Annotated in this window: 20 protein-coding genes; 18 read left to right on the forward strand and 2 right to left on the reverse strand. The window is 37.0% G+C overall.

The window, feature by feature from the left end:
* The first annotated feature begins 12 nt into the window (after positions 1-12).
* From V6255_RS02385 to fliD, 15 genes are all read left to right on the forward strand, one after another.
* The gene (locus tag V6255_RS02385; RefSeq protein WP_341626707.1) at positions 13-2001 is read left to right on the forward strand and encodes a heme lyase CcmF/NrfE family subunit; all 1989 of its coding nucleotides are present in this window, start codon (positions 13-15) and stop codon (positions 1999-2001) included.
* Positions 1994-2536, forward strand: a complete 543-nt coding sequence (locus tag V6255_RS02390) for a DsbE family thiol:disulfide interchange protein (RefSeq protein WP_160060452.1) — start codon at positions 1994-1996, stop codon at positions 2534-2536. The genes V6255_RS02385 and V6255_RS02390 overlap by 8 nt, the downstream gene beginning before the upstream one ends.
* Positions 2533-3027: a cytochrome c-type biogenesis protein gene (locus tag V6255_RS02395; protein WP_160060453.1), complete on the forward strand. Its 495-nt coding sequence runs from the start codon at positions 2533-2535 to the stop codon at positions 3025-3027. Before V6255_RS02390 ends, V6255_RS02395 begins: the two co-directional genes overlap by 4 nt.
* Complete coding sequence (ccmI, locus tag V6255_RS02400; RefSeq protein ID WP_341626708.1) at positions 3024-4331, forward strand: c-type cytochrome biogenesis protein CcmI; 1308 nt, start codon at positions 3024-3026, stop codon at positions 4329-4331. Before V6255_RS02395 ends, ccmI begins: the two co-directional genes overlap by 4 nt.
* A 207-nt stretch (positions 4332-4538) precedes the next feature.
* Positions 4539-5318, forward strand: a complete 780-nt coding sequence (locus tag V6255_RS02405; protein WP_160060455.1) for an MlaA family lipoprotein — start codon at positions 4539-4541, stop codon at positions 5316-5318.
* A 55-nt stretch (positions 5319-5373) separates the two neighbouring features.
* A complete protein-coding gene (cmk, locus tag V6255_RS02410; RefSeq protein ID WP_341626709.1) occupies positions 5374-6060 on the forward strand; it encodes a (d)CMP kinase in 687 nt (228 codons plus the stop codon).
* Positions 6061-6162: 102 nt separating this feature from the next.
* On the forward strand, positions 6163-7833 hold the full coding sequence (gene rpsA / locus V6255_RS02415; protein WP_025564958.1) for a 30S ribosomal protein S1: 1671 nt from the start codon (positions 6163-6165) through the stop codon (positions 7831-7833).
* An 81-nt stretch (positions 7834-7914) separates the two neighbouring features.
* On the forward strand, positions 7915-8202 hold the full coding sequence (gene ihfB / locus V6255_RS02420; RefSeq protein WP_025564957.1) for an integration host factor subunit beta: 288 nt from the start codon (positions 7915-7917) through the stop codon (positions 8200-8202).
* A gap of 192 nt (positions 8203-8394) precedes the next feature.
* Entirely contained in the window at positions 8395-8682 is a 288-nt protein-coding gene (locus V6255_RS02425; protein ID WP_341626710.1) for a LapA family protein, read from the forward strand.
* Between the two features lie 6 nt (positions 8683-8688).
* Complete coding sequence (gene lapB / locus V6255_RS02430; RefSeq protein WP_341626711.1) at positions 8689-9861, forward strand: lipopolysaccharide assembly protein LapB; 1173 nt, start codon at positions 8689-8691, stop codon at positions 9859-9861.
* Positions 9862-10004: 143 nt separating this feature from the next.
* A complete protein-coding gene (gene pyrF, locus V6255_RS02435; protein ID WP_341626712.1) occupies positions 10005-10709 on the forward strand; it encodes an orotidine-5'-phosphate decarboxylase in 705 nt (234 codons plus the stop codon).
* 30 nt (positions 10710-10739) lie between these two features.
* Positions 10740-11426: a MaoC family dehydratase gene (locus V6255_RS02440; RefSeq protein ID WP_160060460.1), complete on the forward strand. Its 687-nt coding sequence runs from the start codon at positions 10740-10742 to the stop codon at positions 11424-11426.
* Positions 11427-11797: 371 nt separating this feature from the next.
* Positions 11798-13462: a flagellin gene (locus V6255_RS02445; RefSeq protein WP_341626713.1), complete on the forward strand. Its 1665-nt coding sequence runs from the start codon at positions 11798-11800 to the stop codon at positions 13460-13462.
* Between the two features lie 88 nt (positions 13463-13550).
* Positions 13551-13985, forward strand: a complete 435-nt coding sequence (locus tag V6255_RS02450; protein WP_341626714.1) for a flagellar protein FlaG — start codon at positions 13551-13553, stop codon at positions 13983-13985.
* A gap of 351 nt (positions 13986-14336) precedes the next feature.
* Positions 14337-16397 (forward strand): flagellar filament capping protein FliD, encoded by a 2061-nt coding sequence (gene fliD, locus V6255_RS02455; RefSeq protein WP_341626715.1) that lies wholly within the window; start codon positions 14337-14339, stop codon positions 16395-16397.
* Between the two features lie 150 nt (positions 16398-16547).
* Here the strand turns inward: fliD and V6255_RS02460 are convergent, their stop codons facing one another.
* The gene (locus V6255_RS02460; RefSeq protein WP_341626716.1) at positions 16548-16847 is read right to left on the reverse strand and encodes a hypothetical protein; all 300 of its coding nucleotides are present in this window, start codon (positions 16845-16847) and stop codon (positions 16548-16550) included.
* A gap of 55 nt (positions 16848-16902) precedes the next feature.
* Positions 16903-17298, reverse strand: a complete 396-nt coding sequence (gene fliS / locus V6255_RS02465) for a flagellar export chaperone FliS (RefSeq protein WP_341626717.1) — start codon at positions 17296-17298, stop codon at positions 16903-16905.
* A 352-nt stretch (positions 17299-17650) separates the two neighbouring features.
* Between fliS and V6255_RS02470 the strand changes: the two genes are divergently transcribed.
* The 3 genes from V6255_RS02470 (at position 17651) to V6255_RS02480 (ending at position 21892) form a co-directional block, all read left to right on the forward strand.
* Positions 17651-19096, forward strand: coding sequence for a sigma-54-dependent Fis family transcriptional regulator (locus V6255_RS02470; RefSeq protein WP_341626718.1), 1446 nt, complete (start codon positions 17651-17653; stop codon positions 19094-19096).
* Between the two features lie 179 nt (positions 19097-19275).
* The gene (locus V6255_RS02475; protein WP_341626719.1) at positions 19276-20385 is read left to right on the forward strand and encodes a sensor histidine kinase; all 1110 of its coding nucleotides are present in this window, start codon (positions 19276-19278) and stop codon (positions 20383-20385) included.
* 1 nt (position 20386) lies between these two features.
* Positions 20387-21892: a sigma-54 dependent transcriptional regulator gene (locus V6255_RS02480; RefSeq protein WP_341626720.1), complete on the forward strand. Its 1506-nt coding sequence runs from the start codon at positions 20387-20389 to the stop codon at positions 21890-21892.
* Positions 21893-22037: the final 145 nt, after the last annotated feature.

The raw sequence follows: 22037 nt of genomic DNA on the forward strand, positions 1-22037 counted from the left end.
AGGGTTAAATTAATGCTTCCTGAAATTGGTCAATTTACGTTGATTTTGGCGTGTATTCTGTCATTTTTACAAATGGTTTATCCATTATATGGAGTACAAACTGGTCACCAAGGTGCTATTCGTAGTGCTAGAATTCTTACGATTTTACAATTCATAGCGGTTGCTTCGTCTTTTGCAATTTTAGCTTATTCCTTTCTAATTAATGATTTTACGGTTGGTTATATTGCGACTAACTCAAACTCTGCAATGCCTTGGTATTTTCGATTGTCTGCGGTATGGGGGGCGCATGAAGGGTCATTACTACTGTGGGTTTTTCTTTTAGCTGGGTGGAGTATTGCCGTTGCCTTAATGAGTAAGCGTTTGCCTATTGAATCAGTGGCTCGGGTACTTGCTGTATTAGGTTTATTATCTTTTGGGTTTTATTTGTTTGTTATTTTAACGTCTAATCCTTTCGAACGTACTTTGCCGTATTTCCCTATCGATGGTCGTGACTTAAATCCGTTATTGCAAGATTTTGGCTTGGTTATTCATCCTCCTATGCTTTACATGGGATACGTAGGTTTTTCTGTTGCATTTGCATTTGCCATTGCTGCATTGCTTGAAGGTCGTTTAGATAGTGCTTGGGCTAAATGGTCACGTCCTTGGACAATGGCGGCATGGATGTTCTTAACTGTTGGTATTGCTCTTGGCAGTTGGTGGGCTTATTACGAATTAGGTTGGGGTGGATGGTGGTTCTGGGATCCTGTTGAAAATGCTTCATTTATGCCTTGGTTAGCAGGAACGGCTTTAATTCACTCATTAGCGGTGAGTGAGAAGCGTGGCGTCTTTAAATCTTGGACTGTATTACTAGCGCTTAGTGCTTTTTCATTAAGTTTATTAGGTACTTTCCTCGTTCGTTCTGGTGTATTGGTTTCAGTACATGCGTTTGCTAGTGATCCAACACGTGGTCTATTTATTTTAGGTTTCTTAGTGCTGGTTATTGGCGGTTCATTATTATTGTACGCAATACAAGCTTCAAAAGTGAAAAGCCGTGGACGTTATGAATTAGCATCAAGAGAAAGCATGTTGTTGATCAATAACATCTTGTTAATTGCCGCGTTGATCGTGGTGCTACTTGGCACTTTATTACCGCTTGTACATAAAGAAATTGGCTTAGGCAGTATCTCTATCGGTGAACCGTTTTTTAATCGTATGTTTACCATTTTAATTGTGCCATTTGCATTATTTCTAGGTGTCGGTTCATTGTTCCGTTGGAAGCGTCAACAATTAAATGATTTAAAAAAGCCTTTAACACTTATTTTGATTTTAAGTGTGTTATCGACGGTACTTTTCTTATTTATATTTGCACCATTCCTTACTTGGTTAGCGGTATTAGGTACCTTCTTAGGTTTTTGGATCATCGTAGCAGTTGCTTACGAAATTTATTTACGCTCAACGCATCGCCATGCATTTAGTAAGGGAGTGATGAAATTAGGTAATAGTCATTGGGCAATGAGCTTCGGTCACCTTGGTTTGGCGGTAATGATCATTGGGATCACCATGACACAAAATTTTTCTATCGAAAAAGATATTAAGTTAGCGGTAGGAGACCATATTACCTTCGAGCACTATGACTTCCATTTCGATCAAGTTAAACCACTTAATGGTCCAAACTATACGGGATCAGTAGGTATCTTTACGGTTAAGCAAGATCAAAAACAAATTGCTGTAATGCATGCTGAAAAACGAATTTATACAGTACAGCGTATGCCAATGACAGAAGCGGCGATTGATGCCGGTATCACTCGTGATTTATATATTGCAATGGGTGAACAATTACCCGACGGCGCATGGGCGGTACGAATTTATTATAAACCCTTTATTCGTTGGATTTGGTTAGGTCCATTAATTATGGCCTTTGGTGGTTTATTGATGATTTGCGATAGACGTTACCGTAGTAAAAAAGAAAATGGTAATGAAAGTGTCCCTACGACTGAAAAAGAAGGAGCGCAGAATGCTTAACAAACGTCGAGTATTAACACTGTTAGTTCCTTTTATTATTTTTATCATTGGTGCTGTGTTATTGGCAACACCACTATTAAAAGGCAGTGACCCAAGTAAATTGGATTCTGCATTAGTGGGGCAAGCGGTTCCAGCTTTTACTTTGCAAGATATTTACGACGAAAATAAACAATATGACGCAAGTATTTTTAAAGGTCAAAAAATGTTGTTGAACGTCTGGGCTACATGGTGCCCTACTTGTTATGCAGAGCACACGTATCTTAATAAATTGGCTAAACAAGGTTTGTATATTGTTGGTATGAATTATAAAGATGATCGTAAAAAAGCCATTCGTTGGCTAAATGATCTGAATGACCCTTATCAAATCAGCTTATTTGATCAAAATGGTATGTTAGGTATGGATCTAGGCGTTTACGGTGCTCCCGAGACGTTTTTAATTGATAGTAAAGGTATTATTCAATATCGTCATGTAGGTGATTTGAATGACAAAGTTTGGAATAACAAATTACTTGCGATTTATGAGGGGATGGAATGATAACCTTTAATAAAAGCAATCTATTAATCGCGCTAATGATTGCTACCAGCCTAATGTTATTTAGCCATAACAGCCAAGCAGCAATAGAGACCTTCGAATTTGATAATGCTCAGCAAGAGCAGACCTTTCATGAGTTGACCAAGCTATTACGTTGCCCTAAATGTCAAAACAATAATATCGCTGACTCTAATGCCGAATTAGCAAAAGACTTACGTAATAAAACCTACGAGTTAGTGACTCAGGGACAGACCAAAGAACAAGTTATTGATTATATGGTTGCGCGCTTTGGTAATTTTGTTCGTTATGATCCCCCTGTGACGCCTCTAACCATTTTTTTATGGCTAGGTCCTTTATTGTTTATTGTGTTTGGCTTATTAGTATTATTGAGACAAATTAAAAAACAACCAGCTAAAGGCTCTCAGTTAGATGCGCAAGAGCAGGAAAAATTACAGAAATTATTAAAGCAGCATGTTAAGGATACAAAATCATGATTTTACAGTTTGTTATTGCCGCTTTGTTATTGTTGGTTATTTTCAGTGTCGTGGTAGCCATTCATTTTATTCGTGATAAAGCGAATAAAAATACGACTCAAGAACGCCGTAATCAGCTTAATCACGAGCTTTATGATATTCGAGTTAAAGAAGTTGAGGATGATATTCAACAAGGTGTGGTGCTTGATAAAGAAACCATGATTGCGGAGCTTCAATATAACTTACTTGATGACATTGACGATGTTGAAGATAAGAATTCAAGTACAGAAACTAAGCAAAATAATTCACCACGAATTTGGATACCTGGTGTTATCTTTTTAATACTAGCAACCATTGCTTTATATTGGTCAGTAGGTGCATTTAAAGAAGTAAATGACTGGCAGGGAACATTGCAACGTTATCCTGAAATCCATAAAAAATTATTTGAAGACAATGATGCCACGCCTAATGAAAAAGAATTGGAAGATTTGATGTTAGGTTTACGTACTCATTTAGCAAGTGAACCTGGTGATGCTCAAGGCTGGGTTTTATACAGTCGGTTAGGACGAGTATTTAAAGATAAAGAGTTAGCGTTAGGTGCGATTAAAAAAGCGATTGAAGCCGCTCCTAATAATGCTGAAATTGAACTCGAATATATCGAACTAAAAATGAAAATCGGTGATGAACATTCGCAAGCAACAGCTGAATTGATGTTAAATCGATTTTTACAGAGATACCCTGACAATTATGAAGGTTGGTCAATGTATGGTTTTATGGCATTGCAACAAGAGAACTTTTTAGGGGCAATTGAACGTTGGCAAAAAATGTTAGCATTAGTTGGTCAAAATAGTGAAAAAGCAAGCATGTTAAAAAACAGTATTGCTTATGCTCAAGAACAATTAGCACTGCAAAAACAACCTGAAACAAAAACAGCAATGGTTGAACAAAGTTCGCCTGATCAAAACACTGATAAACCTGCTATTGTAGGGCCAGCGTACGAAGTGAATATTACTTTATCTGATCAGGTCAATTATACACAAAACAGTACTTTGTTTGTCTATGCACAACCTGTCAGTGGGTCTTCCATGCCGATTGCAGCCATTAAATTACCTATTAGCACATTTCCCGTTAAGGTGATTTTATCAGATGCCAATGAGATGGTTAAAGGCATTAAATTAAGTGATCATTCTCAATTTATCATTAAAGCGCGTATCTCTGCAGATGGCTCAGTAAATAAAGAGGCTAGCCAATGGATTGGTACAAGTACCGTTATTAACGCCGGAGAAAAGAGCGCTATTAATATTGAAATTGATCAGCAATCTTAAATTCTATTTAGATTTGTTAATGGATAATTAACAAATCTCGTTAATAAATAGCCAACAGCATTTCTGTTAAATAGGTACTGTTGGCTTAAACTTTTATTATTCTACGTTAGCTTTGTTTATAGTTTTAATATTAGTTAAAAATAAATTAATAATGACATTAAACAATATTGACAATTAATTATTAAAAACACTATTTGGATACTTGATATGCTTACACGACATTTATTCTCTATTTTTTTACTGTTTGCTAGCTTGAGTGTTTCTGCCCAAACCATTCAGGGTAATGATTCAACTTATATGAGCGACCCAATAGAACCTGTGAATCGTTTAGTTTGGGACTTTAACTATTATGTGTTAGATGGTTATATCTATAAACCCGTCACAGAAACCTATGTTGATTGGGTGCCTAAAGCAGGGCGAGTTGCTATTAATAACATGGTGTTAAATCTAGACGAACCTTCCACTATTGTGAATAACCTATTACAACTAGAGTTCGGACGAGCAACAGATGCTTTCTTCCGTTTTACATTTAATTCAACCTTTGGTTTGTTAGGTTTGTTTGATGTTGCAAAGTATGGTGGTGTAGAGCGACGTAGAGAAAGTTTTAGTAACGTATTAGGTCGTTGGTCTGTTCCACATGGACCTTATTTAATGGTGCCTTTTATAGGGCCTCGTAGTACGCGTATTTTAGTCGGTAGTGTTGTTGATAGTTTATATTTCCCTTACAGTTATTTTGAACTGTGGCAAACAGGCGTTGTCATGGGACTTAATGGTTTAGATGTTCGTGAAGGTTTATTAGGCCAAGAAATATTACTTGAGCAATCATTAGACCCTTATACTTTTGTAAAAGAAGCTTATATGCAGTTTGAAGCATTTAAGTTTAATGCTAATGGGCAAGGCACCGATGAGTTTATTTTGTTAAAACAACAAGAGTCTCAGAAAAAAACCGACGAAAACCTTAGTGATTTCTTAGATGAAATTGATTAAGACACTAGCCTTATGATACAACAATAAAATATTTAATCTCAGATTCGGAGTGACCATGTCAGTTTCAAATTTAATAACTATCGATGGCCCAAGTGGTTCAGGCAAAGGCACAGTATGCCATATCTTAGCTAAAAAGTTACAATGGCATCTGTTAGATAGTGGTGCGCTTTATCGTATTCTGGCTTACGCTGCATTACAAAAAAATATACTGTTAAATGACTCAAAAAAGTTAGCTGATTTAGCCTTAACGCTTGACGTCTCTTTTGTCTCTAACGGCACTGGCGTCGATACCTTATTAGCGGGGAAGAATATCGGTGATAAATTACGTACTGAAATCGTTGGCACCGCAGCATCTGAAGTCGCTTCGATTGAGCTGGTACGATCTGCATTACTGGCAAGACAAAAAGCATTCTTGCAAAAACCGGGTTTAATTGCCGATGGCAGAGATATGGGAACCGTTGTGTTTCCTGAGGCTAAAGTTAAAATTTTCCTAGATGCGAGCGCCGAAGAGCGCGCCCAGCGCCGTTTTAATCAGTTGCAAGATAAGGGCTTTAATGTTAGCATCGCGCAAATTTTAAGCGAGATTAAAGAACGTGATTATCGAGACCGTAATCGAGCAATTGCTCCATTACAGCCTGCAGATGATGCATTTGTTATCGATTCTACTGAATTAACCATTAATGAAGTGGTCGAACAAATCCTGACTTTAACTGAACTTAAATTAAAAATTTCAACTGAATAATCAGTTGTGAATAAAGCTGCTTCAAGGATGAAGTGGTAATCTTTCTTGCCTCCCGTACGAATGGATTGTATGTGGTTGTATAAAATAAGTGTGAATAAATAGATGATGGAATCTTTTGCTGAACTATTTGAAGAATCTCTTCAACAAGTAGAAACTCGCCCAGGAACAATTGTTAAAGGTACAATCGTACGTATTAGCAATAATTTAGTATTCGTTGATGCTGGTCTTAAATCTGAAGCTGCTATCCCAGTTGAAGAATTCAAGAACGCTGCTGGCGAAATTGAAGTTGAAGTTGGCGATGTTTGTGATGTAGCTCTAGACGCTGTAGAAGATGGTTTCGGTGAAACTAAACTTTCTCGCGAAAAAGCTAAACGTCACGAAGCTTGGATCCAGTTAGAAAAAGCGTACGAAGACCAAGAAACTGTTATCGGTGTTATCAACGGTAAAGTTAAAGGTGGTTTTACTGTTGAATTAAACGGTATCCGTGCTTTCCTACCTGGCTCATTAGTTGACGTACGTCCGGTACGTGACACTGCTCACCTTGAAAACAAAGATATTGAATTCAAAGTGATCAAGCTAGACCAAAAACGCAACAACGTTGTTGTATCTCGTCGTGCTGTTATCGAAACTGAAAACAGTGTTGAACGTGATGAGCTTCTTGAAAATCTTCAAGAAGGTCAAGAAGTTAAAGGTATCGTTAAAAACCTAACTGACTACGGTGCATTCGTAGACTTAGGCGGCGTAGACGGCCTATTACATATCACTGATATGGCTTGGAAGCGTGTTAAACACCCAAGTGAAATCGTAACTGTTGGTGAAGAAATCAACGTTAAAATCCTTAAGTTTGACCGTGAGCGCACTCGTGTATCTCTAGGTCTTAAGCAATTAGGTGAAGATCCATGGGTTGCAATCGCTAAGCGTTACCCAGAATCAACTCGTCTAACTGGTAAAGTGACAAACTTAACTGATTACGGTTGTTTCGTAGAAATTGAAGAAGGCGTAGAAGGTCTTGTTCACGTTTCTGAAATGGATTGGACTAACAAAAACATCCACCCATCTAAAGTTGTTAACTTAGGTGATATGGCTGAAGTTATGGTTCTAGACATCGACGAAGAACGTCGTCGTATCTCTCTAGGTCTTAAACAGTGTAAAGCTAACCCGTGGGAAGAGTTCTCTTCAACACACGATAAAGGTCAAAAAGTTTCTGGTAAGATTAAATCTATCACTGACTTCGGTATCTTCATCGGTCTTGATGGCAACATCGACGGTCTAGTTCACCTTTCTGACATTAGCTGGGAAGTTGAAGGCGAAAAAGCAGTACTTGATTACAAAAAAGGCGACGAAATCGAAGCTGTTGTATTACAAGTTGACCCAGAGCGCGAACGTATCTCTCTAGGTATCAAGCAAATTGCTGCTGACCCATTCAACAACTACCTAGCAGAATTCAAGAAAGGTACTATTGTTAATGGTACTATTTCTGAAGTTGATGCTAAGGGTGCAACTGTTACTCTTACTGAAGGCGTTGAAGGTTACATCCGTGTTGCTGATATTTCACGTGATCGTATCGAAGATGCATCTACAGTATTAAAAGCTGGTGAGCCTGTTGAAGCTAAATACGTTGGTGTTGATCGTAAAAACCGCGTAATTAGCCTGTCTATCAAAGCTAAAGATGAAGCAGATGAGAAAGATGCTATCGATAGCTTGAAGCAACAAGACGAAGCAAGCATGGGTAATGCAATGCTTGACGCGTTTAACGCTGCTAAAGGCAAATAATTAAATGTGGCTGGTCGCAGCCACATTTAAAGCATTAACTGGAGTCTTTTTAATTTGTATTCACATAATACGAGGTAAGTTATGACTAAGTCTGATTTGATCGAAAGACTAACCAGCAAACACTTTCAATTGTCGGTTAAAGAAGTTGAAGATAGCGTGAAAGAAACGTTAACGCTGATGACTAATTCACTCGCTTCTGGCGAAAGAATCGAAGTTAGAGGTTTTGGTAGTTTTTCACTACATTATCGTGCCCCACGCGTTGGCCGTAACCCTAAAACAGGGGACAAGGTTGAACTGGGCGGGAAATATGTTCCTCACTTCAAACCGGGTAAAGCATTGAGAGAACGTGTTAATGCGTTAAATGTCTAAATACAAATGGTGCTGAAAAGCACCATTTTTTTAATTTTAATTTCTATCTACTCTTTTCTGAGTATTTATCTGTTAACTATATTAATTTGATCACTATCTGAGTCGATAATGTTAAACGATTCATATCAATGATTTATTCCCTGATTGATTTATAATACACTCATCACTTCTTATTCTTGTGTAGGTATCAGTATGAAACGTTTTCTAGCTATATTAATCACAGTGGTATTTTTTATTATCGTGATTGTATTGGGATTACAAAACCAACAACTCGTAACAATAAATTATCTCATTGCGCAAAATGAATTACGTCTATCTACTTTGATGGCGATTATATTTTCCGTGGGATTTGCTATTGCATTATGCTTCGCTAGCTATTTTTACCTAGCGCAGAAAATGAAAATTCGTCAATTAACAAAATTGAATGTAAAGCAACGTAGAGAGCTTAATGATCTGCGTGATAGCATCGAAAAAGATTAATTCTTAGTGCAAGAGATTTTTTTCCTATTACTGCCCGTTGCAGCCTTTTATGGTTGGTATATGGGTGTGCGCAGTGTTTATCAAAAAAAGCAAAAAAAAGGCAATCAATTAAGCCGAGATTATGTCCAAGGTTTAAACTTTTTATTAAATGAGCAACCCGATAAAGCGGTGGATCATTTTATTGCATTGTTAGATGTAGATGATGAAACTATTGAAACGCACCTTGCATTAGGTAACCTATTTCGTCAAAGCGGTGAAGTAGACCGTGCCATTCGTATTCATCAAAATCTTATTGCTCGTCCTTCTCTAACATTGGAGCAGCGTGATTTAGCAATGTTTCAATTGGGTAAAGACTTTTATCAATCGGGATTGTTTGATCGCAGTGAAGAAATTTTCATTCAACTTAAAGAGTCTCCTGAATATAAACAAGCGGCATTAGAGAATTTATTGCTTATTTACCAACAGTTAAAAGATTGGCAAGAAGCAATTAATTGCACTGAATTAATGAATAAGATCGATAAATCAAAAGCGAAACCTAGAACGCTATCTTATTTGTACTGCAGTTTGGCTTGTGAAATGAAAAAGCCAGAGCAACAAAAACAAGCCATTAAGTTATATCAAAAAGCATTAGTGACTTTCCCTAAATGTATTCGAGCCTGTTTAGCGATGGCTGAATATTATGAACAAAACCAGCAACCAGAAAAAGCACTTAGTATCCTGGAACAAGTACCTGAGTTAGATATTGACTTTACAGAAGTCATTTTAGAAAACTTATATGCGCTACATAAACAACTGAAGACAGAACAAGAATTAATTACCTATTTACAACGTATTGTTAATTTAGGGGCTGGAGCCAGCGCAGTTATCCTATTGGCAAAATTAATTGCTGAGTTTAATAGTGTCGAAAAAGCACAAAACTTTATGTTACAAGAATTACGTCGTAATCCGACCATGAAAGGCTTTAATCATTTAATGACCTATCATTTGCAACTAGCACAGTCTGATAATGAAAAAGAAAGTTTAGTATTTTTACATAAGTTAGTAAGTGAACAAATTACATTGAGGCCACAATATCGTTGTCAAAAATGCGGTTATTCAACTAAAAAATTATTTTGGCAATGCCCATCCTGTAAAAGCTGGGGAAGAATTAAGCCGATCAGGGGCTTAGACGGCGAATAAAATACTTTAACGTGATATCGATTGTAAAACGTAACATTTATTATAAAGCGCAACATCTACTATAAAACGTAATATTTATTATAAAAAGCAACATTACTTACAAAACCTAACATCGCTTACAAACTGTTTAGATAGGAAAAAAAATGAATCAGCTAACTGATCCTAAAGTTGTTATTGCATTAGATTATGATGATAAACAACAAGCATTGGCTTTTATAGAGCAATTAGATCCTGCTACATGTCGCCTAAAAATCGGTAAAGAAATGTTTACACATTTTGGACCTGAATTTGTACAGCAGGTTGTCGCAAAAGGATTTGACGTATTTTTAGATTTAAAATTTCATGATATTCCAAATACAGTGGCTAAAGCGGTTAAAGCGGCTGCTGATCTTGGTGTGTGGATGGTTAACGTACATGCCAGTGGTGGGCGCCGCATGATGGAAGCCGCTAAAGCAATTTTAGAACCCTATGGTGATAAAGCACCTTTATTAATCGCGGTAACCGTTTTAACGAGCATGGATCAAAGTGACTTAACGGAATTAGGTATCAATCTGACTCCTGCAGAGCAAGTCAAGCGTCTTGCTACATTAACTAAGTCATCAGGCTTAGATGGTGTTGTTTGTTCTTCACATGAAGCTGAAGAACTTAAAGTGTTATTAGGTGCCTCATTTAAATTAATTACACCTGGTATTCGACCTGCAGGATCAGATGCAGGTGACCAACGTCGTATTAAAACACCAAAACAAGCAATTGATAGTGGTTCTGATTATTTAGTGATTGGTCGCCCTATAACACAAGCAGCAGATCCTGTTGCAGTATTAAACGACATTAACGCATCACTCAGTTAATGCTAGTGAGTTAAGGAAAGATTTTTTTTTATGAAAAAACTAGATATAACTAAATACAAAGCGGACTTTATGCAAAAGTTTGCTTTTGATTTTAAGCAGTGGATGTCTCCTGCTATTCGTGATTATTACTCTCTTTTTCTTAAAAATGCGCATTATAAACGTGCTCATTTATTGTCATGGGTAAAAGAATATTCAGTTTTAGAAAATGGTCGTTCAGTTAAAGTTGCTCAAAAACCCATTCAAGTTTCATCGGAAGCACGTGAACTCTATTTATGTCTTCAATCAAGAATTGGTGATGAAGTACACGTGGGTGAGTGGTTAACGATCAGCCAGAATTGTGTTGACCAGTTTGCAAATGTCACTCGAGATCACCAATGGTTACATAATGATGTTGAACGCGCTGAAAAAGAATCGCCTTTTAAAACCACTATTGCGCATGGATTTTTAACGTTGTCTTTATTGCCTTACTTAACCGACAGTGTTGATGCAAGCCGTCCCGCTTATGCGAATGCTAAAATGACCGTTAACTATGGCCTTAACCAAGTACGTTTCCCATACCCAGTTAAAACAGGTAGTGTGATACGTGCGCACAGTCGTTTAATTAAAGTTTCACCTATCAAACGTGGTTTAGAGATTGAAAAAGAGATCTCTGTAGAAATCCAAGGAACCCGTCGCCCTGGTTGTGTTGCTGTTTCCGTTGTTCGAGTTTATTTTTAAATTCAATAAGTTAGGGTTTGTTTCTTATAAGCCACTGAACTTGAAAAAAGGCGTTAGATCTAAAAAGATCTAACGCCTTTTTTATTTCTTTTAAAAAATACCACTTTATTTCCAAAAAGCCCTAAAGCTATTTTTTTAGCGGTCGATATAGTTATTAAGTCTGAACATCGACTGTTTTAAAAATGAACCGTTACTTTACTTCATTAATATCAACAACAGAAAGTAAGCCAAATAAAAACATAATTTAAAAAATAGTTAAAAACATTAAAGTTATTTTTTAAGCGGTCGATAAATATTATAAGACACTAATAAACACTTAATACTAACTTCACTCAGCGAAGTTAGGTAACAAATAAACCAAGGAGCTCATCATGGCATCAGTAGTAAACACAAATGTAATGTCGCTTAATGCACAACGTCAATTAGGCAAAACACAAATGGCGTCTAACGAAGCAATGGAACGTCTATCTTCTGGTTTGCGTATTAACAGCGCAAAAGATGATGCAGCCGGCCTTGCGATTTCAACCAGCATGAACTCTCAAATCACAGGTTTGAATCAAGCAGTACGTAACTCAAATGATGGTATTTCAATGGCACAAACTGCCGAGGGTGCGATGGATGAAATGACCAATATCCTACAACGTATGCGTGAACTATCGGTTCAATCTGCCAATGATACAAACTCTGCAGAAAACCGTGGTGCAATTCAAGAAGAGGTCGATCAACTACACCAAGAACTTGACCGTATTGCAGATACAACAGAGTTTAATGGCAAGAAATTACTAGATGGTACTATGGGGTCAACTACCTTACAAATCGGTGCCAACGAAGGACAAACATTAAGCTTTTCAATTGATTCAGTAACAACGAATGATCTTGGTTTAAATGGTGGTTTAAACAAAGATGAATTAAATGGTGGTCGAGTTACATTAGCCACTACTGGAACAGCAGGTGAAGCGTTAATTAATGGTGTTGATATAGCAGCATCTGACAGTGCGTCTGCAACTGATATTGCTAAAGCTATAAATTTAGGAACAGCTGAAAGTGGTGTTAGTGCGACTGCATATAATGTCATACAAGGTGATGATGAAAGTACTACCGTTGACGGTGTAACAAGTGGTATGACAATTGCTGTAGGTACTGGGGCTGCTGTCACATTAGGTGCAACTTCTTCAATGGACAACTTAGTAGAAACGATTAACCGTGATGTTGATGGTGTAACTGCTTCTTTAGGTGACAAAGGAGAGTTAATCATGACTAATGATACAGGAGAAGATATTACTGTTGGAGGAACTCAAGCAGGATCGGGTGTTGCTGATGGTACATATAGTGGGTACATAGCGTTAGATAGTGCAGATGATACTCCCATTGCAGTAACTGGTACAGCAACTGCAAATGCTGGTTTCACTGTTGCTAATGGTGCTGATTCAGTTACTGGTGGTGTAGCTACTATTGCTAGTATTACAGAAGCTGACCAGTTACAAATTAATGGGGTCGATATTGATGCTGCAACGTTAACTTCAGATGCAGAAGTAATCGCGCATATTAATTCATTTTCTGATGAAACGGGTGTCACTATTTCAGGCACAGCTGCTGCTGGATACCAGTTCTCTGCTGAAGAAGGGGTTGGTGTTCAAATTTCTTCTAGTGCAGATACTCAAGCTGGGCGAACTGCCGCTTTAACAGCATTAGGTATGCAAAGTGAAATGGGTGGTAAAGTTATCGATTCATTAGGCACAAACGTATCAACGATGGACGGCGCTTCAAGTACTATTACTAAAGTAGATGATGCATTAGCTAAAATTAGTGCGTCACGTGCGGGCTTAGGTGCGATACAAAACCGTTTAGACTCAACAATTTCTAACTTAGAAAACGTGTCTCAAAACTTATCGGCATCTAATTCACGTATTCAAGATGCCGATTTTGCTGCTGAAACTTCTAACATGAGTAAAGCACAAATCTTACAACAAGCGGGTACGTCAATTCTTTCACAAGCTAACTCATCAGCTCAAAGTGTACTTTCACTACTTGGTTAAACCACTAGGGGTGCTAAGTAATTGATTTAAAGCTCCCTAGTGATAGGGGGCTTTTTTTGCTTAATAGAGATACTGAAAGAGGTTGATTATGTCAGAGCTCAATATCACTAATCCAGTCATGGGAAATCAAGCGGTAAACACAGAAAAGCCAATAGACGTAGCAATACAACCCATAACATCTTTGACAAAAGAATCTGCTGCATCTTCCGTTTTAACAATAGGTAATGATGTAGATAAAATAGAAAAAGCGGCTGCTGCTTCTGAGCAGAGTGAAAATAATGAAGAAACCAAGGCGCTCACTGCAGATGAAATATCTGAAACAGTAGAAGAGATGAATAGTTTTTTGCAGGAAATGAAACGAAATTTATCTTTTTCGGTGGATGAGGATTTAGGTAAAAATGTTATTACGGTTAAAGACACTGAAAATGATGAAGTTATTCGCCAGATTCCATCAGAAGATTTAATGGTATTACGTAAAAAAATGGATGATGTTGCCGGTATTTTATTTGATACTAAAGTATGACTTCTATCTTTACGTTTTAGCTTTCATTTCTCTTAGTTATTTTATGCGATAGATTTTAGTTTTTACCTTGGTTTGATATTACAGCGCTATATTAAGTAGCTATATTAACTACCTATATTAAGCGTTCATATTAATTCGTTAATTCGTTAATTCGTTAATTCGTTAATTCGTTAATTAGGTTACTGAACTAAGTTAAATTGACTTTACAGTTAGTAAGGTGGCTTGTTTTTTGCATTTCATATCAAGTTAATAACTTAACTGCTTTATAAGCATAAACAATAAAGAGTTAATAACATCAATAACGCACAAAGAAATAATACATTAGATTCAGTGAATGATTAAGGAACAACAATGACTTCAATTACATCAACAGGTTTAGGCTCTGGACTTGATATCAATAGTATTGTCACAGCCATTGTTGCCGCCGAGCAAGATCCCGCTGCCGCTTCTTTATTAGCGGATGCCACTGAAGCGACCGAAATGATTTCAGCTTTTGGTACTATTAACAGCGCGTTGTCTGATTTTCAAGATTCCTATTCAGACCTGTCTCGAGCGTCCACTTTTTCTGCTACTAGTTCAACGAGTAGTGATGAGTCTATTATAAGTGCAACACTCGGTATCGGTGCTGCAACGGGTAGCTGGAGTTTTGAGGTTGAACAACAAGCTCAAGCACAAAGTATTGTTTCCTCGTCTGCCAATTCTTATTCTGAAGCAACGTCTGAAATTGGTACGGGCACCATTAGCTTTAGCTATGGCACTTATGAAAATGATGGTTCTTTCTCAATTAATCCAGATAAAGCGGTTGAAACCTTAACGATTGATCCTGCTAATAACTCGCTTGATAAAATGCGAGATGCGATTAACGAGGGGGACTATAGTGTGTCAGCTTCTATTATTAATGATGGTACTAATTACCGTTTAATATTAACAAATAAAGAAACCGGCGCAGAGAACGCTTTGCAAATAACCGTTGCTGATGATGATGGTGATAATGTAGATGCCTCAGGTCTTTCTTCGTTGACTTACTCTAGTAGTGTCAAGCATATGGACGAAACCACTGTCGCTCAAGATGCTAAAATCATGATGAATGGCATTGAAATTACTCGACCAACCAATGATATAGCAAACGTGATCGAAGGGGTGACCCTCAATGTTGGCGGTAAAACTGAAGTGGGAAGCACTGTTTCTTTAACTATTAGCCCAGATAACAGTACCGTTGAAGAGCAAATTAATGCATTTGTTGAAAACTATAATAGCACGATCGCACAAATGAATACCTTGAGCGCCTATGGTGCGGACTCAGAAAGCAATGGCATACTAAGTGGCGATTCAACGGTACGTAATATTAAAAATCAAATGCGTGGTATTTTAAATACTTCTATATCTCACCTTGATGGTGCGGTGCGTAGTTTTGCCGATATCGGTATGCTAACCAATCGAGATGGAACGTTATCAATCGATTCGGAAACATTAAGTAATGTGATGGCTTCTGATATGGAAAGCCTTGCCGAATTCTTTACTGCGTCAGGTGGCGCATCAGATTCATTTATTGATTATGAAAGTAAAAGTAGCTTTACGATACCAGGCGCCTACGATATCGAGGTTACTAAATTAGCGACTCAAGGTGCATTAACGGGGTCATCTTCTTTCTCTGTGCCATTAACGATAGATTCAAGTAATGATACTTTTAAAATGCGTTTAGATGGCTTTTTATCTGATGATATTACGTTAACGTCGAAGACGTATAACACTATTGAAGAGTTTACTACTGAGCTTCAATCTAAAATTAATTCAGATACTAATTTTGTAGAGAATGGGCTCAATGCAAGCATTCTTGAAAGTGCAGGTATGTTGTCAATGACCTCCAATAGTTACGGCTCCTCTTCAACAGTTGCAATAACCGAAATTGAAGATGCTAGCTTTTTTGCTTCAGCATTAGGTTTATCCGTTACTGGAGGCATTAATGGTGAGGATGTAGAAGGGTTAATTGATGGAAATGTTGCATTAGGTGATGGCCAGTCGCTGTTATCTGATATAGGGGATTCAAAAGGTCTTAAAGCTGTTATTACTGGTGGCGGCTTAGGTGATAGAGGGACTGTCTCTTATTCTCAAGGAATAAGTTCATTATTAGACAATACGTTAGATGGCATTATTGACTCTAATGTCAGTGCAACCGATGGTGATATCAGTAATAGTGGGTCGACTATTGATAGTAAGTTAGATTCGTTATACAAAGAAATTACCTCATTGGAAGAGCAAGAGGTCACCTTAAATTATAGAATGGATAACTTAGAAGAACGTTTATATACGCAGTTTAATGCCATGGATATTGCGGTGTCTAATTTAAACTCGTTGATGGATTACTTAGATTCTGCCTTAGACTCATTACCTGGCTATACAAATAATAACTAATCGTCTTTTTGGCGAATTAGATAAAACGAGTAAAGACAATTATTTATAGGGGCAATAAATATTGATTCATTCCCTTTACTCGTATTGAATGTTAAAACTAACATTGGATTTTGAAGATTTTTAATATATTAAAAACACAGTAAAACAATGCTATTTATAAGCCTTTATCTTCTTTTTGTTGCGTTGCAACGTTAATGATTTTTCTTTAAGTTGCTTGGTACATTGGTCTGCTCTATTTTGTAACTCTTTTACCATTACTTTTAAACGTTTTAATGACTCAATGACGGTTAACAAGTCTTCTTCTGAGTAGCTATTTAAACAGTCTTTAACTTGATCTCCAAAAAGATTTTGCTGTTGTAAAAAAAGTTCATGCTCTTCATCATCAAGTAGTTGATTTAGCTTTTTATCAAACTCGAATAAGATTTCAATTTTGGCTTGGATATTCGTCATTGTTACCTCTACTAACGCGCTTTGTTAGCGATGATTCTTTTTAACGATGTTACTGTTAACGACTATATTGTTGACGTATATCCAGAGGAATACCATCCCAACCCGACTTTATTTCTGTGATTAGTTTAAGGACCTCGGTTAAAGGATCTGCACTATTTTGTCGTGTTGCTTGGTTAACTTGTCGTATCATATAAGCGTATAGATCATAAAGATTAGTAGATATATCGCCACCTTTTTTCATGTCTAAACTGTTTTGTAGTTCACCAATTAAGCCGATAACTCTCGTTAACATCTTATTTCTACTTTCTATATCTTTACGCTCAATAGCACCTTTAGCACCTGCTAAATTTCCTTGTATATGCTGCATTATTAAGGAAATTAAAGTATGTGGATCTGCTTGTTCGATATTATTTAAGTTTGAGTTTTGGTATTTTTGGACCGAGCCGCGCATAGTACTTTCCTTGCAAAAATTGAATCTATTGTTATCAGCATGCTTTTACAGTTTGTAAATGCACTTTTATTTGTTATTGCTTTTTGTCTTATTGAGATTCTTTGTCTCTAGCTTATTTAATAACTCAACATCGTCATTTTTATGGCTATATAAATAGCAATATTAATAACTAAGCAATATTTGAGCCTACTATTTTTTATCGGTTATTTCTCCTATTACTTTAGAAGTATTTTGTTAAATGCTAAAATTAAAGCGCCATTTTATAGTCATTGTCATATTTTTGACGATTTTAAATGCAAATATAAAAAAACACTCTACACTCAAGTTAGTTTAATTTTTATGGATATTGATTATGCAGCAAAGACCACCGATTTATTTAGTTGATATGACAGCACAACAAACAGAAATATTACAAACGGTTTTACACTTTGTTGGTGAATCTTATCTAACTGTTAATATTGATGATCTAAGCACACATGTAAATCAATCATTGCCTTTGGCTGTTATTTTCAGTAATCAAGATAATAATCTCTCTGCAATTGCAAACGATTTTCCGAAGGTGCCATTTATTAGCTTATCAGGAGAAGTTGATAATATTCATAGTAACCATATAGGTATGCTTAATTTACCTATTGTTTATTCAGAATTAACGCAATTATTGCATTACTGTCAAACCTTTCAGAACCCTCAACATCAGTTGAATAAAGCAAATAAATACCTCATTTCTTCTTTAGTTGGTAAAGGATTGCGCATTCAAGAAATTCGTTACTTAGTAGAACAAGTTGCTGAAAGTAATGCCAATGTGTTGGTTTTAGGTGAATCGGGAACGGGTAAAGAAGTTGTCGCACGTGCTATCCATGAAGTTTCTAACCGTAGTAAAGGACCTTTTGTACCCGTTAACTGCGGTGCTATACCAGCTGAACTTTTAGAGAGTGAATTATTTGGACATGAAAAAGGGGCCTTTACCGGTGCTTTTTCTGCTAGAAAAGGTCGCTTTGAGCTAGCCGAAGGCGGTACTCTGTTTCTGGATGAAATTGGTGATATGCCAATGCCAATGCAAGTTAAATTATTACGAGTGTTACAAGAAAGAACCTTCGAACGCGTTGGTGGAACTAAATCATTACAAGCTGATGTCCGTATTATTGCGGCTACACATCGTCACTTAGAAGATATGATCATCGCTGGGACATTCCGCGAGGATTTATTCTATCGCTTAAATGTATTCCCAATAGAAAAGCCTGCATTACGCGATCGCCAAGAAGATATTCCACTTCTTTTACAAGAGTTGCTATCTCGCTTAGAAGTTGAGCACAAAGCAACACTGCGTTTTACTCAGCGTGCGTTAGAGTCATTAATGCAGCATAGCTGGCCTGGTAATATACGTGAATTATCTAACTTATTAGAGCGTCTGTTGATATTACATAGTAATAAAATTATTGATATTAATGAGTTACCTGTTAAATATCGTTACCTTGATGAACAAGGCGAAATGGTTGAGCATATTCAATATAACCCAGAAGAAGAAGCACTACTGGAACGTGATGCTTTATCGGGTATGTTTGGAGATACGCCTATTTTATCTGACGAAAGTGATGAAGAGTCACAAGGTTTTTTAGGGAACTTACCTGCTGAAGGGATGAATTTAAAAAATAAATTGGTTGAGTTTGAAATGGAAATGATTCGCCAAGCAATTGATTCACAAGATGGCGTGGTATCTCATGCCGCTGAGTTGTTATCTATGCGCCGCACGACATTAGTTGAAAAGATGAAAAAATATGGATTAAACAAGGAGGGGTAGTTCGTTTTTCTTGAACTCTAAAAAGCCGTGTAATGTTAATAGATTACACGGCTTTTTACTGTCATTTTTATGGCGGATTACTTTTATTTTTCTGTTATCTTACTGTTAAGTAATAGTATTTTTTGATTGGCATAATAAGTGCTTAGTAGTGATATCTATACTCATTTTTAGGTGTTGCTATGACAGTTCATCAATCAACAAACAATCCATCATTAGAAACAGAGAGCTATGTCGGTGAGCTTCAACAGTTACGTGCTCAAGCCAATTACATGGGACAATTGTATAATGAGCTACCTTCTGGGCTTATTGTCATAGATGGTAACGGTATTGTTGGTCAAGCAAATCGAGTTGCTGTGCAATTATTAGGTGAACCATTAGAAAATATGCGCTGGAGTGATGTCATTAAACGCTCATTTAGCCCTAAAAATGATGATGGTCATGAAATATCGTTAAAAAATGGCCGCCGTATTCAATTATCAATTTCTTCTTTAGAGGGCCAACCTGGCCAGCTTATTTTATTAACGGATTTAACACATACCCGTCAATTACAAGAGCATGTTGCAACCTTAAAGCGTTTATCTTCTTTAGGGAAAATGGTGGCTTCATTAGCACATCAAATCCGCACACCACTATCTGCAGCTATGTTGTATGGTGCAAATTTAGCCAATAAAACACTTAATGAAAGCTCTCGTTTACGATTTCAGGGTAAGTTAATGAATCGTTTGCAAGATTTAGAAACGCAGGTGAACGACATGTTGTTATTTGCTCGAAGTGGTGAGCAAAAAATAGTTGAGGAAGTCTCTGTCGCAACATTGTTAGAACAAGTGCAAGAGGCAAGTGATGCGATGATCTCTAATGTTGAAGGTAATTTACAATGCAAGTTACCTGATCCTGATTTATTCATTCTAGCGAATAAAAATGCCTTAACTAGTGCGATGACTAATTTAATATCCAATGCCGTTGAAGCAACGGGTAAAGGCGCTCAACTTTACATTAGTGCCGTTCAGAGAGGGCACGATAAATTAGAAATATCTGTTATGGATAATGGTCCAGGAATTGAAAAACAACGTCTAGCCAAAGTGATGGAAGCTTTTTATACCACCAAGTCACAGGGCACTGGATTAGGTTTAGCTGTTGTACAAGGGGTTATTCAGTCACATAAAGGTAGCGTAGAGGTGAAATCTGAAGTGGGCAAAGGTAGCTGTTTCACACTCGTTTTACCATTACACCGTATTGGTAGTGAAACTAATCAATTTAATGCTCAAATGAATAAAGTGATAGGAGCTTAATATGTTGAATGCTAAATCTCAGGGTAAATTGTTAGTGGTTGAAGATGATGCTGGTTTACGTGAGGCTTTAATTGATACTTTATTATTAGCGGGTTATGACTGTCAAGAAGTTGATAGCGCCGAGTCTGCACTAGTTGAGCTTAATAATGCGATGGTCAATAACGCTTGCTACGATTTAGTAATTAGTGATATTCAAATGGGTGGCATGAGTGGTTTAACGCTATTAAAAAATATTAAGAATAAGTATCCTGAAATACCTGTCTTATTAATGACGGCTTATGCAACTATTGATGACGCTGTTAAAGCAATTCGTGATGGGGCTATTGATTACCTCGCGAAACCCTTTTCACCGGAAGTATTATTAAATCAAGTTAGTCGTTATGCACCTGTTTATAAGGTGTCGTCATGCACGCCTGTTTTCGGTGATTCGAGTACGGCGGCTTTATTTAAAGTGGCTGATAAAGTCGCTGCGACTGATGCATCGGTTATGATAACTGGTCCAAGTGGGTCAGGGAAAGAAGTGTTGTCGCGCTATTTACATGATAAATCATCGCGAAAAGACGAAGCTTTTGTTGCCATAAACTGTGGTGCAATTCCAGATACTATGCTCGAATCTACTTTATTTGGTTATGAAAAAGGTGCTTTTACCGGTGCTATTCAAGCGTGCCCTGGTAAATTTGAACAAGCACAAAATGGGACCATTTTATTAGATGAAATCACTGAAATGCCACTAGAGCTTCAGGTGAAGTTATTACGTGTTTTACAAGAAAAAGAAGTCGAGCGTTTAGGATCTCGTAAAACCATTAAATTAAATGTACGAGTTTTAGCGACAAGTAACCGAGACCTAAAAAAAGCAGTCGAGGCAGGCACTTTTCGTGAGGATTTATATTATCGTCTTAATGTATTCCCATTACAGTGGTTACCATTACAACAACGTAAAGGTGATATTCTTCCACTTGCAGAGCATTTATTAGCGCATCATGCAATGGAGCAATCATCGGCTATTCCTGTGTTATCTGAACAAGCGAAGCAACGTTTATCCACTTATGCTTGGCCTGGTAATGTACGTGAACTTGATAATGTCATGCAGCGCGCATTGATTTTATCGAGCAGTCAAACCATTGGTTGTGATGCATTGATTTTAGAAGATCAGCAATTTGAACATATTTTACAGTCAGTGAGTGATGATACTTCTTTTGATGAGAAGGGGGGAGCTGATAGTTCTGCGTTTACTACTGACGTTATTAAGTATGCAACTGAAAGTACGACAGTAGTGGATGGCGTAATAAAAAATACCCCTATAGATCCCACTCCGACAACTCAACCCATTATTGAGGAAGCATTAGGACAAGGCTTAAAACAACAAGAGCAAAAAATAATTTTAGATGCATTGCAAACTTGCCGAGGTAAACGCAAAGATGTCGCTGAATTATTAGGAATTAGCCCTCGTACTTTACGTTATAAAATTGCACGTATGAAAGAACAAGGTATCGCATTACCTGTTTAGTTTTTTATTGTTAATTAAAGATTGTAAATCCTGAAGGGGAATTATAAACATTGACATCAAAGCTGTTGATTTTCAGTCTTTTGAATTTCCTGTTGATTTATTTTATTTTTTATCGTAAATAGTTATAAAAATTAAACTTGTAAAT

Origin of the sequence: Psychromonas arctica, from assembly GCF_038155225.1 — a bacterium.
Lineage (GTDB): Bacteria > Pseudomonadota > Gammaproteobacteria > Enterobacterales > Psychromonadaceae > Psychromonas > Psychromonas arctica_B.